General features: G+C 61.0%; 20 protein-coding genes and 1 pseudogene. 12 read left to right on the top strand and 9 right to left on the bottom strand.

Features of this window, described 5'->3' with window-relative positions:
• Positions 1-21: 21 nt before the first annotated feature.
• The 4 genes from GG26_RS04400 to GG26_RS04385 all read right to left on the bottom strand — a co-directional run bounded on the left by GG26_RS04400 (position 22) and on the right by GG26_RS04385 (position 4,034).
• Positions 22-879 (bottom strand): FAD-dependent thymidylate synthase, encoded by an 858-nt coding sequence (locus GG26_RS04400; RefSeq protein ID WP_011429152.1) that lies wholly within the window; start codon positions 877-879, stop codon positions 22-24.
• Between the two features lie 74 nt (positions 880-953).
• Positions 954-1,742 (bottom strand): DUF4397 domain-containing protein, encoded by a 789-nt coding sequence (locus GG26_RS04395; RefSeq protein ID WP_011429151.1) that lies wholly within the window; start codon positions 1,740-1,742, stop codon positions 954-956.
• Positions 1,743-1,936: 194 nt separating this feature from the next.
• Positions 1,937-3,205 (bottom strand): bifunctional sterol desaturase/short chain dehydrogenase, encoded by a 1,269-nt coding sequence (locus GG26_RS04390; RefSeq protein WP_414346372.1) that lies wholly within the window; start codon positions 3,203-3,205, stop codon positions 1,937-1,939.
• A gap of 262 nt (positions 3,206-3,467) precedes the next feature.
• Entirely contained in the window at positions 3,468-4,034 is a 567-nt protein-coding gene (locus GG26_RS04385; protein ID WP_099812568.1) for a DUF192 domain-containing protein, read from the bottom strand.
• Between the two features lie 211 nt (positions 4,035-4,245).
• Here GG26_RS04385 and GG26_RS04380 point away from each other — a divergent pair, with 211 nt between their 5' ends.
• Positions 4,246-5,544, top strand: a complete 1,299-nt coding sequence (locus tag GG26_RS04380; protein WP_414389069.1) for a serpin family protein — start codon at positions 4,246-4,248, stop codon at positions 5,542-5,544.
• Here the strand turns inward: GG26_RS04380 and GG26_RS04375 are convergent.
• The 4 genes from GG26_RS04375 to GG26_RS04360 all read right to left on the bottom strand — a co-directional run bounded on the left by GG26_RS04375 (position 5,531) and on the right by GG26_RS04360 (position 8,799).
• Positions 5,531-7,351 (bottom strand): NFACT family protein, encoded by a 1,821-nt coding sequence (locus tag GG26_RS04375; RefSeq protein ID WP_414389067.1) that lies wholly within the window; start codon positions 7,349-7,351, stop codon positions 5,531-5,533. The genes GG26_RS04380 and GG26_RS04375 overlap by 14 nt on opposite strands.
• Positions 7,352-7,570: 219 nt before the next feature.
• The gene (locus GG26_RS04370; protein ID WP_011429146.1) at positions 7,571-8,188 is read right to left on the bottom strand and encodes a DUF3727 domain-containing protein; all 618 of its coding nucleotides are present in this window, start codon (positions 8,186-8,188) and stop codon (positions 7,571-7,573) included.
• 72 nt (positions 8,189-8,260) lie between these two features.
• Positions 8,261-8,506 (bottom strand): gas vesicle protein GvpG, encoded by a 246-nt coding sequence (locus GG26_RS04365; protein ID WP_011429145.1) that lies wholly within the window; start codon positions 8,504-8,506, stop codon positions 8,261-8,263.
• Positions 8,507-8,526: 20 nt separating this feature from the next.
• Positions 8,527-8,799 (bottom strand): hypothetical protein, encoded by a 273-nt coding sequence (locus GG26_RS04360; RefSeq protein WP_099834698.1) that lies wholly within the window; start codon positions 8,797-8,799, stop codon positions 8,527-8,529.
• Between the two features lie 15 nt (positions 8,800-8,814).
• Between GG26_RS04360 and GG26_RS04355 the strand changes: the two are divergent.
• A pseudogene (locus tag GG26_RS04355) lies at positions 8,815-9,216 on the top strand (amino acid ABC transporter ATP-binding protein); the annotation flags it as partial.
• A 10-nt stretch (positions 9,217-9,226) separates the two neighbouring features.
• Here GG26_RS04355 and GG26_RS04350 read toward each other — a convergent pair.
• Positions 9,227-10,036 (bottom strand): class I SAM-dependent methyltransferase, encoded by an 810-nt coding sequence (locus GG26_RS04350; protein WP_414389064.1) that lies wholly within the window; start codon positions 10,034-10,036, stop codon positions 9,227-9,229.
• 105 nt (positions 10,037-10,141) lie between these two features.
• Here GG26_RS04350 and GG26_RS04345 point away from each other — a divergent pair, with 105 nt between their 5' ends.
• The 10 genes from GG26_RS04345 to GG26_RS04300 all read left to right on the top strand — a co-directional run bounded on the left by GG26_RS04345 (position 10,142) and on the right by GG26_RS04300 (position 18,440).
• Positions 10,142-11,347 (top strand): RNA-guided endonuclease InsQ/TnpB family protein, encoded by a 1,206-nt coding sequence (locus tag GG26_RS04345; protein ID WP_414389062.1) that lies wholly within the window; start codon positions 10,142-10,144, stop codon positions 11,345-11,347.
• A gap of 34 nt (positions 11,348-11,381) precedes the next feature.
• Positions 11,382-11,597, top strand: coding sequence for a hypothetical protein (locus GG26_RS04340; RefSeq protein ID WP_011429140.1), 216 nt, complete (start codon positions 11,382-11,384; stop codon positions 11,595-11,597).
• 115 nt (positions 11,598-11,712) lie between these two features.
• Positions 11,713-13,113 (top strand): ABC transporter substrate-binding protein, encoded by a 1,401-nt coding sequence (locus GG26_RS04335; RefSeq protein WP_011429139.1) that lies wholly within the window; start codon positions 11,713-11,715, stop codon positions 13,111-13,113.
• A gap of 53 nt (positions 13,114-13,166) precedes the next feature.
• Positions 13,167-13,982, top strand: a complete 816-nt coding sequence (gene trpA / locus GG26_RS04330; protein ID WP_414389059.1) for a tryptophan synthase subunit alpha — start codon at positions 13,167-13,169, stop codon at positions 13,980-13,982.
• A gap of 414 nt (positions 13,983-14,396) precedes the next feature.
• Positions 14,397-14,915 carry a phycocyanin subunit beta gene (locus GG26_RS04325; protein ID WP_011429136.1) on the top strand — a complete coding sequence of 173 codons (519 nt, stop codon included), beginning with the start codon at positions 14,397-14,399 and terminating at the stop codon, positions 14,913-14,915.
• A 147-nt stretch (positions 14,916-15,062) separates the two neighbouring features.
• Complete coding sequence (locus GG26_RS04320; protein ID WP_011429135.1) at positions 15,063-15,551, top strand: phycocyanin subunit alpha; 489 nt, start codon at positions 15,063-15,065, stop codon at positions 15,549-15,551.
• A 288-nt stretch (positions 15,552-15,839) separates the two neighbouring features.
• On the top strand, positions 15,840-16,100 hold the full coding sequence (locus tag GG26_RS04315; protein WP_011429133.1) for a phycobilisome linker polypeptide: 261 nt from the start codon (positions 15,840-15,842) through the stop codon (positions 16,098-16,100).
• A gap of 72 nt (positions 16,101-16,172) precedes the next feature.
• Positions 16,173-16,943: a HEAT repeat domain-containing protein gene (locus tag GG26_RS04310; RefSeq protein WP_228375394.1), complete on the top strand. Its 771-nt coding sequence runs from the start codon at positions 16,173-16,175 to the stop codon at positions 16,941-16,943.
• An 87-nt stretch (positions 16,944-17,030) separates the two neighbouring features.
• Positions 17,031-17,672 carry a HEAT repeat domain-containing protein gene (locus GG26_RS04305; protein WP_414389056.1) on the top strand — a complete coding sequence of 214 codons (642 nt, stop codon included), beginning with the start codon at positions 17,031-17,033 and terminating at the stop codon, positions 17,670-17,672.
• Between the two features lie 42 nt (positions 17,673-17,714).
• Complete coding sequence (locus tag GG26_RS04300) at positions 17,715-18,440, top strand: phycobilisome rod-core linker polypeptide (protein WP_011429130.1); 726 nt, start codon at positions 17,715-17,717, stop codon at positions 18,438-18,440.
• The last annotated feature ends 129 nt before the right edge of the window (positions 18,441-18,569 follow it).

Below are 18,569 nucleotides of genomic sequence, written 5' to 3'. Positions count from 1 at the left end.
TCCCCAATGGTTGGGAACTTGTTAGGGAGAAAGCCTGGCCTTGCCCCAGCGGTTTTGGCGGTACCAGGCGGCCACATGGGGGCACCAAGCCTCGAAGTGGGGCCACATCAACTCGCACAGCTCGCGGATCTCCCGCTGGGCATCCTCCTTAGCCCGCAAATCCAGAAAGTGCATCAAGCTGCGGCAATTAAAAGACACTACAAAATGTTGGCGGATCCCGTAGCCGATGATGTTACGAGCATCCTCATAGGGCACCCCACACTCTTCGACCAGGCGATAATAGGCAATGGCCTGGCTGCGATACTGCTCAAGAATGATGTTTAGGGCCTCGGGAGAGATGGGCTTGAAGCCTTGGCGGGTTTTGGCTTTGCCTTCCTTGACGCTGGCGGGAACGTAAAATAGAGTTTCCAACTCTTGCAAAGCTAACTCTGCCCCGGTTTTGTCGGCAAAAGCAGAAGTTTCGTCCCAGCCCCCCGTATACGGGGGGCTGGGGGGCTGGTTGGGGGGGCCGGGCGGGGGGTTGGGGGGCGTTCTCCGGGGCCCAGACAAGAGTCTTTTGCCCAAATCGGCAATTTGCTGGCCTGTATATCGAAAAGATTGAACGTCGAAAGAAATTCCCACCCGATGAGTACGGGCCTGTTGCATGACAGCATGGGGAAAATAGCCTACCCCAAACGTGATCTGAGGGTGCTCCAGCGGCCCATAGTGGCCACGGTTGCCCTCCAGCAGATGCCGCACCACGGCCTCGCCATATTTTTCCGGGATCCGGCTCTCTGGGGTAACAAAATCAGGGCTGTGATCTTGGTGCATCGCCTGGTAGATCACCCGTTCGGGATCTGGGGTTTGGCTGAGCACCACCACTTGAAATAAGGCATCCACGGGCTGTGTCCCCAAAGCTAGAGACGACTGGCTAGTCTCACAGTATAGAGAGGATCAAGCCGCAAGCAGCCTTGCTATAGGAGCCTACGAGCCCGCGTTTCCTCTGCCAGCACCAAGTTTAGGCCCGGATTGCTGCGCATCAGCCCCGCCACGTAAAGGGTATAGACTTTCCCTGCCTCTAACTGGAGGTCAAACCGTTGCAAGGGAATGCTCCGGCCAGGAGACGACTGCCCACCTGGCGCGGGGGCTGAAGGAGCTATGGCCACCTGAATTTGGGTAAAGCCGGGTCGCATGGCTTGAAAGGTGGAAACTTGCCCGAAGGCCAACTGAGGTATCAGCACCCGCCCTTGCTCCCCCTGCCATTGCAGGGCCGGCGCATCAGGGGCAGCGTGAACAAACCGAACCAGGGCTTGGTCAAACAGCGAGTTGATGTTGTCTTCCAAAACTAAGGCCGTCACGCGATTGGGCTCGTCAGCAGCCACCACCGAGAACACTCCCCCGCCTCTGAGGTTGGCCACAGTTCTGGCCGCAACCGTTCGCGCTAGCGGAACGGAGTCCTTAAAACTCGCGGGCTGGCCAGGGCTGGTCGTCTCAGGGGTTGAAAACAAAACAATGTCGTACTCGCCCGCCGGCATACGCACGTACTCGCTCACCGAGCCATAGGCTACACCTTGAGCAGCCCTTACCCCCCCCACTTCCAAGTCGATCCGAGGGGCATTGGGGGCCACATGCACCAAGCGCACCTGGATCTCAGAAACTCCCGCGGATGCCGAAGGCATCGGGATGGCACAGCCGGACAAAAGCCCCGGCATTAAAGCCCCGCCCACCACGCAGAGGACTGCGCTCACCCACTGTCGCACCATGTTTACACTGTTTACACTCACTCCTACTCCTCACACCCAGGGTTCATAAGGGAGATCGAGCGGAAGAGCCCTCTCGCTTCCCAAAAGTTCGGGTTAGCGCAAGGGATCCCATCCCCTGCCGCCAAGGAACCTGCTCTTGTCTTACCCCAGTTTTGCGCCTGATGCCATAGAGCCGGGCAGGATTTGCGGCCCCCCTAAATCAAAGGGATCCCGGCGGCCGGACCCAGAAGAGCTGGGCGAGAAGAGCGGCGGCTGAACAAGCGGAAATAGGTGCTGACGGCCAACTCTTTCAGCGGGAAAAGCAGGTAGGTGAGGGGGTTGATGGTAACGATGATGTTGCGGCAATCGCGCTTGGCCTGGGCCAGGATCTGGGCGGCCACCCAATCGCCTGACATGACTCCAATCGGGTTGAGCTGGCTCTTGAAGGGCCCGAGGATGAGCTTGCGCACCACACAGGGGGCATCGAGACGGCGTAGGGTAACCAGATCGCCCAGGGCCCGTTTGGAGAGCTCGTAGAGAGGGCTAAAAGCAGGGCTGACCTCGGCTTCGGAGGTGTTCACCCAAACCTCTTTGGTGGCCATTTCCCGATTGCCGCGCACCGTTTGGAAAAACAGCTCCATCAGGCGCCAAGCGGAGAAGGTGTTGACAGCATAGGACTGGTGGACCGACTCGGGATCCCGCTCCCCATGCACGTTGAGGCCGTGGTTGATCACCAAGATATCGACTCGTTCCAGGAGCCCGGCCAGGGATCCCTCCTGACCCACCTGCCAGTGGATGGTCTCCACCGGCTGGGGCTGGCCGTCCACTTCGATGGCGACCGAATCCGCATGGGAGCTGAGGGCGATGACTTTGGCCCCATGGCGGGAAAAGTGCTTCAAGAGGGCCCGGCCCAGAGTGCCAGAGGCACCGGTGACGGCCACGCGCTTGCCTTTAAAGGAGAGACTGGTGCCCATGATCCGATCCACTAAGGTCAGGGTGCCGCAAAAGTAGGCGTTGGTATCGTCGAAGTGGTGCCGCCAGTGGTAGGCGCGGTTGACATGCCACTGGGCAGGAGGAGCAGGGAAAGGCCCGGGTTGGTGGGTAATGTCCGTCTGCAGGGCCAGCCCCCAGCCGCGCAACATGCCGGCAACCAGAAAACTGGCCGAGTAGAGTACCCCCACCGCCGCCGCTAGGCCATACAGCCAGGATCCCTGTCCCAACAGCACCACCCAAGGGATCCCGGCCAGGATCATCGTCGCCGCTTCGGGGACATCGTGGTGCCACTGGGATTCTCGGTACAGCTTCGGGTCTACCACGCTGAGATCGGGGCGAAACAGGCGGTGGTGCAGAGTGTGCTTGGGCATCAGCCAGGGCCACTGGTGGGCCAGCCAATGGCGCCCATCCCGCACAACCTCGGCCCAAAGGACGGAAGCCAGGGCAACGACCCCAACCCCCAGCCACTGAGTTACGCTGCTAACATCCATAGGGCTTTGCCGGCAGTAGCCAAACCATCCTGGGCTCGCGGTCGCCTCTTGGCATCAATCTCAAAGCAGTTGGCGACCCTCAAAAATCATCGCAAAGATCCCTGATAAAGATCATCCCAGGCCGCAAGCAAGACGGCCAACGGCAGCTTTTGGGATCCCAGGAGCATGGTCTCAACCTCTTCTGCAAGCTTGTCTTCCCTCACCCCCAGCCCCTTTCCCAGCCCTCACCCCCAGCCCTTCTCCCAAAGGGAGAGGGGAGATATCAAGGGGCGGAGCTGGGAAGCTCGCGGATCTCAACCGTATCTCCCACTTGCAAACCTAAGGCCGCCGCCGTCCCGCCGCGGAACTCCAGCACGCCATCTACCAACTGATCAGAGGGTGGCCCATAGACGGGGCAGGGTTGGGCGGGGCAACCGGGCACATCGGCAGCGATGTACACCACCTGGCCTTGGCGGAGAAAGATAATGTCCAGGTTGAGCAGGGTGTTAAACATCCAGAAGGCAGCCGGCTGGGGTGGGTCGAAGGGAAACCACATGCCGCGATCAGGCGGCAAATCGGTGCGAAACATCAGGCCCAGCCGCTGTTGCTCAGGGGTGCGGGCCACTTCCAGCTCAAAGCGCCGGCCAGCGATGGTGACTTCTGCTGCCACCGGCAGGTGCTGGGGCTCTCCTTTGGCCGAGGTCGCGTTGGCAACGGCTGCCGTCTCCTGGGCTTCTAAAGATGAGGATCCCCCAGCAGTACATCCCAGCAGCAGAGCCAGGCCTAAGGCAATCCCGCCCGCTGTGGCAACCCGGCGAGAGCGCCGCCCCTCCCTTGCCCGCAAACTCATCCCTTGTCTCCTGCCGAGCTAGCTGTGCAGGCTTGATCCTACCCTGCTCTTTAGGTTGAAGAGGGAGGGGATCCGTAGCCAGTTTGGCCGGGATCTCCTGCGGGCTTTGGCCTGTCGATCTCTCCTCAAGCGCAAAGAGCCATCCACCCCCAACCCAATACCATAGCCATAGAGTCTATCTATCGTTCCCCACCCGGCCAGGAGAGACCCCATGAAAGACCTTTTGAGCAGATCCTCGCTGAGCCGGAGCTCGCTTCTGGCTCTGTTTGGCCTATTGCTTTTGGGTCTCTGGCCCGCACAGGGGATGGGATCCCAGGAGGCCCCGGTGCGGATCCCGTTTGAGCCGACCGTGACCTATGGGGAAGGCTATGGAGAAGAGGCTGTGGCCCAACAAGCCCAAAGTCGCTTTGCGCTAAAGCTGTTTGATCGCCTGCTCCAGCAGCAGCCGCAAGAGAACCTCTTTTTCTCTCCTTTGAGCATTCACTTGGCTCTGAGCATGCTGTACAACGGCGCCGCTGGGGAAACGCAGGCGGCCATGGCCGAGGTGCTGGAGGCCCAAGACCTCTCCCTCCATGAGTTGAACTGGACCAATGCCCAGATGGCGCGCTGGCTGGTGGAGCGATCCCAAGCAGAAGGGCCGATCCAGGTGCAAATTGCCAACGGCCTTTGGGTCGATCAAACCCTCACCCTGCGGCCTCCCTTTTTGCAGGCGCTGGCCACCTATTACCAAGCAGTGGCCAATCGGGTGGAGCTGGGATCCCGCCAGACGGTGCAGGCGATTAACCGTTGGGTAGCCGAGCGCACCCAGGGCCAGATCGACCGCATCGTGGATCGCCTCAGCCGGGAAGACAGGCTGGTTTTGCTCAACGCCATTTACTTCAAGGGAGAGTGGACCCAGCCCTTCGATCCGGCCCTGACAGAGCCCCAGCCCTTTACCCGCCCAGATGGCCGCCGTGTCCAAGTGCCGCTGATGGCCCAATCCGGTCGCTACGGCTACCGAGAGACCGAGCAGCTCCAGGTGGTGCGCCTGCCCTATGGGGAAGGGGAACTGGCTATGGTGATCCTGCTGCCCAAGCCAGGGGTGAGCCTGGAAGCCCTGCGACAGGAGCTCAGCCCAGAAACTTGGCAAGAATGGACGGGATCCCTGCCCACCCGCCCCGGCTCGGTGCGGATCCCCAAGCTTAAGCTGGCCTACGAGACCGATCTGGGGCCGGCTTTGCAGCAGTTGGGCCTGGGGATCGCCTTTTCCCCTCAGGCCGATTTCAGCCAGATGACCCCAGAGCCGACACGGGTCAGCAGAGTCTTGCACAAGGCGGCCCTCGAAGTCAACGAAGAGGGATCCGAGGCGGCAGCCGCCACCGGGGTCATCGTCTCCCGCACCGCCAGCGACCGGCAAGAGCCCTTCCAGTTCGTAGCAGATCGCCCCTTCTGGTTTGCCATTGTGGCCTCCGGAGCCAACCGGGAGGCGCAAACTGTGCTGTTTATGGGATCCGTAGTCAACCCCAAGTAGAGGGCTGTAGCTCTGCTGGAACCTCCGGCTTGGGCGCCCCCTCCTTTTCCACAAGCAACTGGGCACGGCTGGGACGGCCCCACAGCACCTGCTCCTGCTGGTAAACCACCATGCCGGGTGGGGATCCCTTGGGTTTGAAGACGCACTTAGGGCGGGTATACACCACCGGTACCTGGTCGCTGAAGCGACCGCGGCTAAAATACGCCGCCAGATCGGCAGCCGCCTGCAGATCTTCACTTTCGGCCACCGCGCCCGGAGGCAGGCGCAACAGCACGTGGCTACCGGGGATCTCTTGGGCGTGAAACCACCAATCTTGGTCTTGGGCCACGCGGAAGGTCAGCCGATCATTTTGCCAGTTGTTGCGCCCCACCCAGATGGAGAAGCCGCTGGGGCTAGTGAAGCGATAGGGGTTGAAGCTGGCTGAAGAGGCCCGTCTGGATCCCTCTGCCCGGCTGGGGCTCTCTAGGTAGCCTTGTTGAATCAGCTCGGTCTCAACTTCTCGAAGGGCGGCCAAGTCCTGGGGATCCCGATAGGTTCCCAGATGCTGCAGGGTCGCTTCCACCTGCTCCAGGTAGCGGATCTCTTGCGCTACAGCTTCTAGCAAGGGCTGGACGGCCTCCTGGGCTCGTTTTTGTTTGCGGTGCTTGCGGTAGTAGGCCTGGGCGTTGAGAACAGCGTTTTTCTCCGGATCCAGCGGGATCTTGACCATCTGGCCGCTAAAAAAGTCTGGCAGCTCCATCAAGCTCAGCCCTGGCCGCCAGAGGTGGAGATGGGCCATGAGCAGATCGGCAGCCTGCTTGGAGGCTTCCGCTTGGGCCGAGTCGGCCAGCATCCTCTCGAAGTGCTCTTGCCGCTGGCGGAGTTTTTTCAGCAGGGCAGCCAGCTTTTGCCCCAGGCGCTGCCGCTCTCGCTCAAAGCGTTCGCGGTTGAGCTGGGCTTGGTAGTAGGCTTCCAGGAGCTGATGCAAGTTGGGTGTAGAGGGATCCCCGCCAGAGCCCCTCCAGCCGAGAACAGTGTACCCCTGGGGGGTAAGGGCCGGCTTAAACTGAGCCGTTTCCAGGCGGGCCAGCCAGTCCTGCCACCAAAAAAACAGGGCCTGCCACTCCTGGGGCGAGAGTTGGTTGCTGGGGGTTTGGGGTGGGATCCCGGCCTGCAGGCACATGGCCTCTGCCAAATGCCGGCTCAGGCCGCGGTAGCAGCGCAGCAGCCGCTGAGCAATGGGGCCAGGGATTAGGGCAAGACGCTCTTGCCACTGGGAGAAGGGCTCGGCTTGGTGCGGGATGGGATCGCTGAGGGCAGGGGGAGCTTCGTAAAGTAGACCCGGCTGCACCGGCCGTACCCGCGACTGTCGCTCGCTTACCCCGTGGCCGCAGGCCAAGATCATGCCCCCCTCGTCCACCAAGATGGCGTTGCTGTACTTGCCCATCACTTCCAGATAAAGGTGGCGTTGAGGGGGATCCGCGGGGCGAGGGGCAAAGCGAAAGTCAATCACCCGCTCCCACTCGTCCAGCAGCGCCAGCTCCGTCAGCGCCAAACCCCGCAGGTGCCGTTGCAGGTGTTGGCTAAAGGGCAAGTCCTCTGCTTCCTTGGGGGGAGCCTGACAGAGGTGAACTCGGGCCGCCTGAGGATGCCAAGACAGGAGCAAGCAAGGACGCGCCTTGAGGGTGCGCAGGCCAATCACCACCGTCCACAGATCCGTCTGCTGGATCCACTCCACGCGGGCAGGCAGCAAGGGATCCCCCCCGGCCTCAGCCCCTTTTAGATCTGCCAGCACAGCACGGAGGGTGGTCAGGTCAACCGGTTGCATCCCTGCTGCTCCTTGGGATCGGGCAACGCCTGGGGAACTGAACGAGGGCCTCCTTCCATTATCTGCCGCTCCCCTAGCTGGCGCTGGCAACAAAAAGACTCCGCCCAATCGACTTGAGCGGCAACCAAGGGGCTGCATTGGGGCAAGAGGCTTGGTACTTCCACCTTTGGGCTTTTTGGCCCAGGTGCCTTCAATTCTCAGGCAGAAACCCCGAGCTGCCTAGTCCTCGTCTTCATCGTCATATTCTTCATCATCGTACTCCTCCTCTTCCACTACCTCGTCCAGATCGAGCAGCACAGCATTGAGTTGGTCGAACAGGGCTGGCGAGTCCTCTGGGTTCAGTAGGTAGGGATCCCCCTCGTCAGGCAGGGCCACGTAGACCAGAACTGGGTCGAGGGGCGTAAAGATGCCGTATTTCTTGTCTTTGTAGAAGAAGGTAGCCAGCAGTTGGAATTCCTGGGCATCTTCCTCGCTTTCGCCCAGCTCGAACACATCTTCCTCTTCAACAGGGGGCAACTCTCCCTGCACCGTCAGGATGTCGAAGCCGTTTTGCTGCAGAGTCAAGTTCAACTCCTCCAAGACGGCCTGGATGGTGGGGATAGCAGCCTGGAGCTCCTCTGGATCCGGCTCATCCAGGATCCCTTCCATGTCCGCATCTCCGTTCACCGCTTGGCCGGGCTCTTCTTCCCCCTCCCAAACCAGAACTTTGATCACGGCGTCCACGGGCGTGGCCAGTGCATAGGCTTGTTCCTCAATGACCACCTGCCTCAGGATCTCGCATTTCAGAGGCTGGTTCTGCTCGTCGCGGAGCACTAAGGTTTCGCGGGATTCGGCCATGGAAAGTAACCCAGGGTAGGAAAATGAGGTCAACCAAAGCTTATTCTCCCATGTTCTGATCCCCCGCAGAACTCAGGGATCCTCGTCGGCACTGCCGGCTTCGGCCTGGGCCAGGGCTTCCAGAGCCAGCAGGATCTCCTCTTCTCGCTGGCTATAGGTCTCTTCATCGATCTCCCCCAGATCGAGCTGAATCTGGAGAGCGGTGAGTTCTTTCTGGAGGTTTTCTTTGCTGTCGAGTTGTGCCTCGGCCCGCTCGCGAATCTGCTCCGCCAACCACAGCAAGCTCTGGGCCGGCCACGTCAGCAATTGCCAAACCATCCCCGCGCCTCTCCCGTGATTTAGGTCAATCCTAACAAGCGGATCCCACCTCCGCCTAAAGCCCGATAACCGATGCTCAGACCCTCCCAAAGGTGGCGCCATAGACCCGAAACAGAGGGATCCCTGCCGCTGGACTCTGCTGCTGGTTGCCGTTGCTCCTGTTCCAGCAACTCCAGCAGGTGGGTGTTGTTGGCTGCCCTGGCTGCTTCTAGACGATGGGCCAGAGAGACAGCGATGTTCCGCCGATGGCGGGCCAGAAAGCTAGCTCCACTCGCTTCAGCAGTTGCGCTCATAGAAATAGATAGAAAAAGGCCGAGGCAGTTGAACGGGCTATGGAGGTGTTGAGACGAGTGGGGATCGCCGAGCAAGCCGAGAAGTATCCTGGTCAACTTTCGGGGAGGCAGCAGCAGCGGGCGGCGATTGCCCGCGCCTTGGCCATGAATCCGGCGGTGATGCTCTTCGATGAGCCCACCTCGGCCTTGGATCCGGAGATGGTCAAAGAGGTGCTGGACGTGATGCGGGAGCTGGCCCGCTCGGGCATGACCATGGTGTGTGTAACCCACGAGATGGGCTTTGCCCGCGAGGTGGCGGATCGGATTGTCTTCTTCGACCGCGGCAAGATCGTGGAAGAAAACACCCCCCAAGAGTTTTTCAGCAACCCCAAGGAAGAGCGTTCTCGCCTTTTCTTGTCGCAGATCCTTTCCCACTAAGGGGCTGCGCTTAGAGAGGCGCAAGCCGTGCCAGAAAGGCCCCCTCCGGCTCTTGGTAGAGAATTTGTCCCTGCCAGCCGTTGGCGTGGGCACAGCGCAGCAGGGTTTCCGGATCCACAAACAGCCAGGGAAAGGGATCCCCGCGCTGCCCGCCGTACTCGGCCACAAAGTTCACCACCCTGGCTTTTGCCTCGCCCGCTGTTCTGCAGTCTCTCCCCTTCTCCCGATCCTCGGCTTCAGAATTAGCTGAACTTTCTACCTGCGGCAGATCCGCCGCGTCGCCCTCTTCACTGAGATCGGCTAGATCGGTGGAATCCACAAGCAACTGGCCGGTGGGCTGAACCCAGTGGCGGGCCAAGCTTAAAAAGCGCTCCAACCCCGCCAGGGATCCCACCAGGCCGGCGCCGTTCATCAGCAGCAGCGTATCGAAGGGCTCTTCCGGCCCCTCCCAGTGGAACAGGTCGGCGGCGATGCGGCAATGCACCCCCCGTTCGGCCATGATCTGCAACGCCACCGGCGAGCGATCCAGGGCGGCTACGGCAAACCCCTCCTCCTGCAACAGCAGGCTGTGGCGGCCCGTGCCGGCGCCAATGTCCAGCACCCGACCGCGGCAGAGCTCTAAGGCCAGGGCCTCCACCTCCGGCAGCTCTTGGGTGAAGAACACCTCCGGCGAGACCACCTGGGGCTCCTCTGCCAGCGGGATCCCCTCGGCGCTGTAGGCGTGCAAGAGCAGGGATCCCCTCGCCTGGCCCCGGTGCCAGTCCCACAGGGCTTGCTCGAGCGGATCCTGAGGCAAAGGGTTTTCGACAACCTCTATCATGGGAAGGGCAAGCCTCTAGTCCTGAATTTGCTGAACAACATATTGTCTTACGGAACTAAAATAGCCATACTGAATTAAGCGTGCTGCCGCGGCTATCCCAAAGTTATGTTGCTAGGTTTTTGCACCCGATTGGAACTAAATAACCGGCAAAAGACCTTGGCCGCTCAGCATGCAGGGGTAGCTCGTCACGCCTACAACTGGGGTCTGGCTATCTGCAAGCAGGCTGTTGAATCCAAACAGAAGCTACCCACGGCTATTGACCTGCACAAGCGCTTGGTAGCCGAGGTGAAGAAAGAAAATCCCTGGTACTACCAGGTCTCCAAATGCGCTCCTCAGCAGGCCCTCCGCAACTTGGAGCAAGCCTTTAAGCGCTGGCGGAGTGGGTTGGGGAAGTTCCCCCGCTTCAAACGCAAGGGAGTGCGAGACAGCTTTTACTTGGAAGGTAGCATCCGCATCTCTGGTGACCGCATCAAGGTACCTATCCTTGGTTGGTTACGCTGTGCGGAGCTGCTCCCCACTGCCACACCCAAGAACGTGGTCATTAGTCTTCGCGCTGGACATTGGTATGTCTCCTTCAAGTATGAAGCTCCGGCGCCTCAGGTGGAGAAGACCGGGGAAGTTGTGGGAGTAGACTTAGGTATCAATCGCTTGGCCACCTGTTCCGACGGGGAAGTATTCGAGAATCCAAAGCCCTATTACAAAGCGAGGAAGCGTCTGGCCAGGCTGCAACGGCGACTGAGTCGTAAGCAGAAGGGATCCGCTAACCGTAAGAAGGCAGTAGCACAGCTCGCTAAGGCCCATAAGCGGGTGGCAGACATTCGGCAAGACAATCTGCACAAGCTAACGACCTACCTGGCCAAGAAATATCGGGTAGTGGTGATTGAGGACTTGCAGGTGAAGAACCTGCTTAAGAACCACAAGCTGGCAGGAGCGCTGTCAGATTGTGGCTTTTACGAGTTTCGGCGACAGCTAGAGTATAAGGCCCGGCTCTACGGCTGTCAGGTGGTGGTGGCGGATAGGTTTTATCCGTCCAGCCAACTGTGTTCTCGCTGTGGGCACCGACAGAAGATGCCGCTACAGGAAAGGATGTTCTGCTGCCCGTGTTGTGGTCTGGAGCTAGACCGCGACTTGAATGCAGCCCTAAACCTGTTGCGGTGGTACAGAACTACCTCAAGCTCTGGGGGAAGTGACGCCTGTGGAGATCCCTCTGGCGGGGTGGTAGGGGTGAACTCTGCCGCTAGTCATGGGTCGCTGAAGCAGGAAGAAAGCAGCGATGCTGGGCAAAGTTCTGCTTTGTTCAGCGTTGCATAAGTCTTTCGGAGCGGAAAGCTAGAGTCTTGCCCCAATGGCCATTGCCGCATTTCTTTACGCTGCCGCTTTGGTTCTTTTGCTGATCGCAGGAGTCGTTTGGGCCACCTCTCAGCCGGCTAACTTGGAGACCGAGCCACAGGCCGGCGCACCTCCAGAAGAGCCCCCGGCAACCCCATCTGTTCCTGTTTCCATTGTGGAGCAACTGGAGCGCCAATACCGCAACAGCCCTTCCTACCGTCCCGATCCTTAGCGTATACTTCAAGAAAGTTCTTGAAGATCCTTGAAGAGGGGGGGTCCAAGAGCTTCCTGAAGGCGTGAGCGGTACCCCTGCTGTCCGGATTCTGCTGTTCTCTTCCTTGGGGCCCATGGCTGCGAAGTCTCCACCCCCTATCGTCTACATTGCCCTAGGGCTATTGCTCCTCTGGGGTGGTCATCGCGCCTGGCAGGCGGGCTACATCCGCTGGCCAGAAGGGATCCCTCTGCCAGGGTTGGGCGGTAGGGCCCAAGATCTGCTCTTAACCAGCGGCGAGCGCACCCTGTTTGCCGATAGCAGTCCCGCCGCCGTGGCTGCAGCAGAGCTGTTGCGCCAGGGCAATTTCGGCGCGGCGATCCCGCTCCTAGAGATGGGGCTACAGAACAACCGCAACGACCCGGAAGCTCGCATTTTCCTCAACAACGCCCGCGCCCAGCAGCAGGGCAACCCCTTGAGCATAGCCGTGGTGGTGCCCATCTCCAGCAACCCCAACCGCGCCAAGGAGACCCTGCGCGGCGTGGCCCAGGCCCAAGAGGAGCTATTTCAGCAAGGGGGTATTGCAGGGCGGCTGCTGCGGGTGGTGATTGCCGACGACGGGGATAACCCAGAGCGAGCGGCGGCAGTGGCCAAAGCCCTGGTGGGCCAGCCCGAGATCCTGGGGGTGATCGGCCACAACGCCAGCGATGCCACCCTGGCGGCGGCTGAGATCTATCAGTCTGCCGGCCTGGCCATGATCTCCTCCACCTCCACCAGCACCCGCATCAGCCTGCTGGGGAACGCCATCTTTCGCACCGTCCCCTCCGACCAGATTGCTGGCACGCAACTGGCCCGCTATGTCCTTAACAAACTGCGCCTGCAGAGGGTGGCCATCTTCTACAACCCCAACAGCGCCTACAGCACCAGCCTGCGCGACGCCTTTGCCGCTACCCTGACCAGCGAAGGGGGCGTTGTGCTGGCGACCTTCGACCTGTCGGCAGCCGATTTCAACCCCCAGGCCAGCCTGCAGACAGCTCTGGGGCAGGGATCTCAGGCGGCTTTCTTGGCGCCCACGGCTTCCGTGGCCGAAAAAGCGCTGGCCGTTGCCCGCGAGAACGCTGCCCTTGGCCAGCCCCTCGCCCTGGTGGGGGGGGATGTGCTGTTTAGTCTCACCACCCTCAAGGAAGGGGGGGCAGCAGTAGAGGGGCTGGTGGTGGCGGTGCCCTGGCATCCCGACGTGCCCCGCAACCGCGGCTTTGCCCAGAAGGCAGCCCAGATGTGGGGAGGGCAGGTGAGTTGGCGCACGGCACTGGCCTACGACGCCACCCGTGTTTTTCTCCAGGCTATTCGGCAGGGATCCCCCAGCCGCAGCGGCATTCTCACTGCCCTGGGCGACCCCAACTTCCGCTTGCCAGACGGCGCTTCCGGGGAGGTGCGCTTTTTGCCCTCCGGCGACCGCGATGCTCCCCATGTGCTGGTGCGCATTGAACGGGGCAACCGCTCCGGCACCGGCTACGATTTTGTGCCCCTCCCCTAGGGCAGGCGCTACAGTAGGGGGTGCTCTCCATCTCCTCAGCTTGGACAGATCCCATGCCCAGCCAGATCACCGCGTGTTTTCAGGCGCTGCGCAGCCGCGGCGAAGCCGCCCTCATCCCCTACCTCACCGCCGGGGATCCCAACTTGGAAACCACCTTTGCGGCCCTGCAAGTTTTGGAGGAGAACGGCGCCGACCTCATCGAGTTGGGGGTGCCCTATTCGGATCCCCTGGCCGATGGGCCGGTGATCCAGGCAGCAGCCACCCGCGCCCTCAGCCGGGGCGTCACCTTGGGCGACATCTTGCAGGGCTTGCGGGGCCTCTCGCTGCGGGCTCCCCTCGTCCTGTTCACCTACTACAACCCCATCCACCAGCTCGGCATCCCCACCTTTGTGCGGCAACTGCGCCAGGCCGGCTGTGCCGGCTTGGTCGTCCCCGACCTGCCCCTGGAAGAGGCCGGATCCCTGCGGGAAGCAACGCAGGCGGAGGGGATCGACCTCATCCTGCTGGTGGCCCCCACCAGCCCCGCCGAGCGAATGCGCCGTATTGCCCAACAGTCCAGCGGCTTTATCTACCTGGTCAGCACCACCGGCGTCACCGGCGAACGGGCCACCCTGGAGCAGCGGATCCCGGCCTTGCTGCAGCAACTGCGCCAATACACCTCCCTGCCGATTGGGGTAGGCTTCGGCATCTCCACCCCCGACCAGGCCCGCCAGATTGCTCTCTGGGGAGCGGATGCGGCGATCGTGGGCAGTGCCTTTGTGCAACGGCTGGCCAAGGCCCCCACCCCCGCCCAAGGGCTGCAACAAATTGCCCACTTCTGCCGGGATCTCAAAGCTGCCCTGCAAGGCATAGGTACCCCGCAACATTGACTGCTGCAGTGTGTGGGCAAGAGGCTTGCCTTTATCTCAAAACAAGTGAAACGAATGTTTACATTTTTTTACTGCCCTCGCCGACCAGTTTCTGGCCTGCTGACCCAACAGAGCCAGAGGATTGGCGGCCAAGCAGACACTCTGGTGCCTGTTTATTTGTAAATCTTCACAAAACACTCATCCCTCCCACGCTATAAAATTGACCTGGATGCTCGGCTGTCTGAAAGTCGCAGAGGTTCTTGACCTGTCTCAAAATCTGGGGCTTCGGTGGGGGTAGTTTTGAGCAACCCGCTCCACAGGATCCCCGGTTTTTGGGCAAGGAGGATCCCGCAAACAACAGAGTTTGGGATCCCACTTTTGAGAGGTTCAGCCAGTCGCCCATCGCTTTTTGGAAAGACCAGAAGGAGATCCATCATGCAAGACGCCTTTACCCGGGTGATCGCTCAGGCAGATGCACGCGGTGCCTTTTTAAGTGATCAAGACTTCGACCGTCTGGCGGCTTTGGTGGCAGAAGGCAACAAACGCCTGGATGCTGTCAACCGCATGACCAGCAACGCCGCCCAAATCGTAACCAACGCGGCTCGTTCCCTGTTTGCCCAGGAGCCGGATCTGATCGCCCCTGGCGGTAATGCCTACACCAACCGTCGCATGGCCGCCTGCCTGCGGGACATGGAGATCATCTTGCGCTACATCACCTACGCCACCTTGGCGGGGGATAGCTCGGTGCTGGAAGATCGCTGCCTCAACGGCCTGCGGGAGACCTACATTGCGCTGGGGGTGCCCACCAGCTCCATGGCCAACGCCATTGCGGCCATGAAGAAGGAAGCCCTGGCCAAGATCATGGATCCGAACGGCATCACCCCTGGCGACTGCTCGGCGCTGCAAAGCGAGGTGGCCAGCTACTTCGACAAGGCGGCTGCCGCCATTGTTTAAGTTAAAAGCGGTCGTCCCTCTTTAAAGCTCCGTGAGATCGCCTAGATCCCTTTTTTCCGACAGGCAGACAGGCATTCCCAACTTGGAGAAGTGCCGGCTGCTCAACTAAGACTTTTGCTAACAGTCAACGCATTTAGGAGTTGCAAGGTGAAAACTGTCATTACCGAAGCGATTGCCGCTGCTGACAATCAAGGGCGTTTTCTCAATGCCAGCGAGCTGCAGGCCGTTAATGGTCGTTACCAGCGCGCTGCTGCCTCTCTGGAAGCGGCCCGTGTCTTGACCCAAAACCAACAAACGCTGGTGCGCGAAGCGGTGCAGGAAGTGTTCAAGCGCTTCCCCTACCTGACCCAGCCGGGCGAAATGGGTCACGGCGATGTGTTTCAGGCCAAGTGTGCCCGCGACATTGGCTACTACCTGCGCTTTATCACCTACTCGCTGGTTGCAGGCGGCACGGGCCCCCTCGATGAATACCTGGTGGCGGGCCTGCGGGAGGTGAACCGCTCCTTTAACCTCTCCCCGAGCTGGTACATTGTAGCTCTGCAGCACATGAAGAGCCGTGCTCTGGGCATGCTGAAGGGCCAAGCGGCGAACGAAGCAGCCATTTACTTCGACTACGCCATCAACGCCCTTAGCTAAGGGATGCCAGAGTAGAGATCCCGTTTTTGGGGGAGCGATCTCTTTCTTCGTCTTCCAATTGAGTGCCCCTACAGAGCAGGCAGCAGCCCAAGTGGAGCTGAGCTGGTCGTTTCCAGGTTTTCGGCGCCGCGGCTCTCTTCGAGCCAGCTAGGTTGTCTGCCTGCTTCCCAAGCTTTTGTGCCTGGGTACAGTTCTGCCTCTAGAGGTGGCTTTTGCGGCCTCTCTGGCGGTCAGGAGGTCTTCGTGCCCAGGTGCCGCACAAAGTTGAACTCGACTCGGGGGAAAACGATGTTTGGTCAAAGCACCAGCGGCCCTGAAACTTTGACGGAAGCCGGCAGCCGGGTTTACAAGGTTGAGTACACTGGCCTGCTCAACCCACCCGATGCTCTGGCCACCTCGGCTAAGGTGCGTCGCAGTACCATGAGCATCACAGTTCCTTACAGCCGGCTGTCCACGGAGATGCAGCGCATTCTGCGGATGGGCGGCAAAATCGTGCAGGTCACTGCTCTATCGGCGGCCCCTGCCCAGAGCAACGGCGCTGCTGAGTAAGGGATTCCTCTGCTCAACGGCAGTCATCGGCAAGGTGGCCTCGATTCCATGGACGGCTCTGCAAGGGTTCCCATGACATCCAACACGGCGGTGCTGCCCCAGCCGCTCACCTGGGAGCAGGCGATAGCGCGGCTGCAGGGGGATGACCCGCAAGATCGGTACTATGCCGCTTGGTACTTGGGCACGGTTCGGGATCCGCGGGGGGTAGAGCCACTGCTGTTGGCGTTGCGAGATGAGCGGGATCGCACCGCCTTGGGGGGCTACCCGCTACGGCGCAATGCGGCCAAAGCCCTTGGGCAAATTGGCGACGTGCGGGCCGTGCCCGGCTTGATCGAGGCCCTTGGCTGTAGCGATCTGCATGTGCGGGAAGAGGCTGCCTATGCCCTGGCCCAGTTGGGAGACCGGCGGGCGGTGGCTCCCTTGTTGGCCTTGCTGCAGTCGCGGGAGCAGGAGCAGCCCTGGGAAGCCTTCATCGAGGCGCTGGGCCAGCTCAACGCCACCGAGGCCGAGGCGGCGATTCGGCCTTTCTTAAGCCACCCCTCGGAGCGGGTGCGTTCGGCAGCCGCTTGGGTGCTCTATCGCTTTACACAAGCCGAGGAGCTGACCCAAGTTCTGGTGGCGCTGCTGGCCCACCCCAATTTCAGCCTGCGCCAGGCGGCCCTTTTCGATCTGGCAGAATCCGGCTGGGTGGCAGGGGCGCCGCTGTTGGCGACAGCCGATGTGGCGCTTAACCTGCGCATCAATGCTCTGAAGCGACTGTTCGACGTGGCGCTGCAGTTAGGGCGAGTGCCGCCGGATCGGGTGGCAGCAGCGATCATCCCGCAACTGGACAGGCTGTTCTAGACGTGAAAGGGCTTGGGGCTCTCCCCCCCTATTGGCTCGCTTGGATGTTTCGTTAGTTTTTTACTTACCTTGGCCTCTGGGTTGTCTATGTCCTCTTCCTCGGCTGCGCAAGTGCTTCCCGCTGCTGTGGCTCAACTGGCCGCTGAACTGGAACAGGCCACCTCAGCGGAAGAACTGTTGCGGGTGGTGAGAGCGCTGGGATCCTTGGGCCACGTGGAAGGGATCCCCCTGCTCATTCGCGCCTTTGGCTTCAACCGCCCTGCCGTGGGGGAGGCCGCGCTGGAAGAGGTGTTGCGCTTTGGGGAGGCGGCGGTAGGGCCTTTGCTGGCCAACATCGATGGCTTCGACTATGGGGCGCGCGCCTATTCGGTGCGGGCGTTGGCCCGTATCGGCCACGGCGATGCCTACCCCTTTTTGGCGGAAGCCATTGTGGCGGACTTCGCCCCCAGCGTGCGGCGAGCGGCGGCCCGTGGGCTGGGACAGGTAGCGGCACGGCGGCCCTTCTCCGATCAAGAGCGAGCCTTGCACCTGTTGCGGCAATGCCTGGGCGACGCCGACTGGGGAGTTCGCTATGCCGCCGTCGGATCCCTGACGGATTTGGCTCGGCTGGGAGAGGCGTCCCTGCGATCTGCCGTCGAGGCAGCCCTGCAAATGGCCTTGCAGGATGCGGATCCCTTGATTCCCCTACGCGCCCGCCTAAGCCAGCAGGAGCTGGCTGCTGATCCATAACCCCTGCCATTTTGTTGTTTCGTTTCCTCAGGAGCATAACCTATGACTCTTCCGCTGCTTGCCGATCGCCCCACCACGCAAAGCGTGCGGGTGGAGCGCTACTTTGTACCCAGCGACGAAACCCCGCCCGCCTATCGCCCCGACGACCCGACGGGCATCGAAAATGTCATCCGCGCCGCCTACCGGCAGATCTTCAGCGAACACCTGATGCTGGAGAGCTACCGGCAAAAAGCGCTGGAGTCCCAGCTGCGCAACGGGGCGATCTCGGTGAAGGAGTTTATCCGTGGCCTGGGCAAGTCGGAGGTGTACCGGGATCTGGTCATGGTTCCTAACGACAACTACCGCTTCGTCGAGATCACCTTCCAGCGCTTCCTGGGCCGGCCCACCTACAGCCAGCAGGAGCGCATCAAGTACTCCATCATCCTGGCCACCCGCGGTCTGAACGGCTTTATCGACGCCGTTGTCGACAGTGAGGAGTACAACGCCGCCTTCGGGGACGATGTGGTGCCTTACCAGCGCCGCCGCCTTTCCGAGAAGCCGACCAACTTGCTCAACCCCCGCTACGGGGCGCGGTGGCGGGATGTTTCCGGCGTGAAGCGCTCGACGCGGGAAGTGGTGCGCACCTACCGGATTACTCGGCCTCCCAAGCCCGGGGATCCGGAAAACTTCCTCAACATGGCCCGCATGCTCAATCCCAAGCCGGCAGCGCGGCAAAACATCAGCGTCTTCGATCTGAAGATCCCCGACATGACCACCAACCGCCGCTGAGGGTTGGGCCTCCTACCCACTGCGCCCTTGCCAAGCTCTCAAGCCGATCATCCGACGCCGTTCGGGTGGATCGGCTCTTCGGCTTGGTTGGGGCAAGATTCGTTATAATCTGGGTGATGCTTCTTAACA

Origin of the sequence: Synechococcus sp. 'PEA 65AY6A-5F PE A', from assembly GCF_047462575.1 — a bacterium.
In the GTDB taxonomy this organism is placed as follows: Bacteria; Cyanobacteriota; Cyanobacteriia; order Thermostichales; family Thermostichaceae; genus Thermostichus.
Note: the sequence above shows the minus strand (reverse complement) of the source record. Positions and strands in the feature narration are given on the sequence as shown.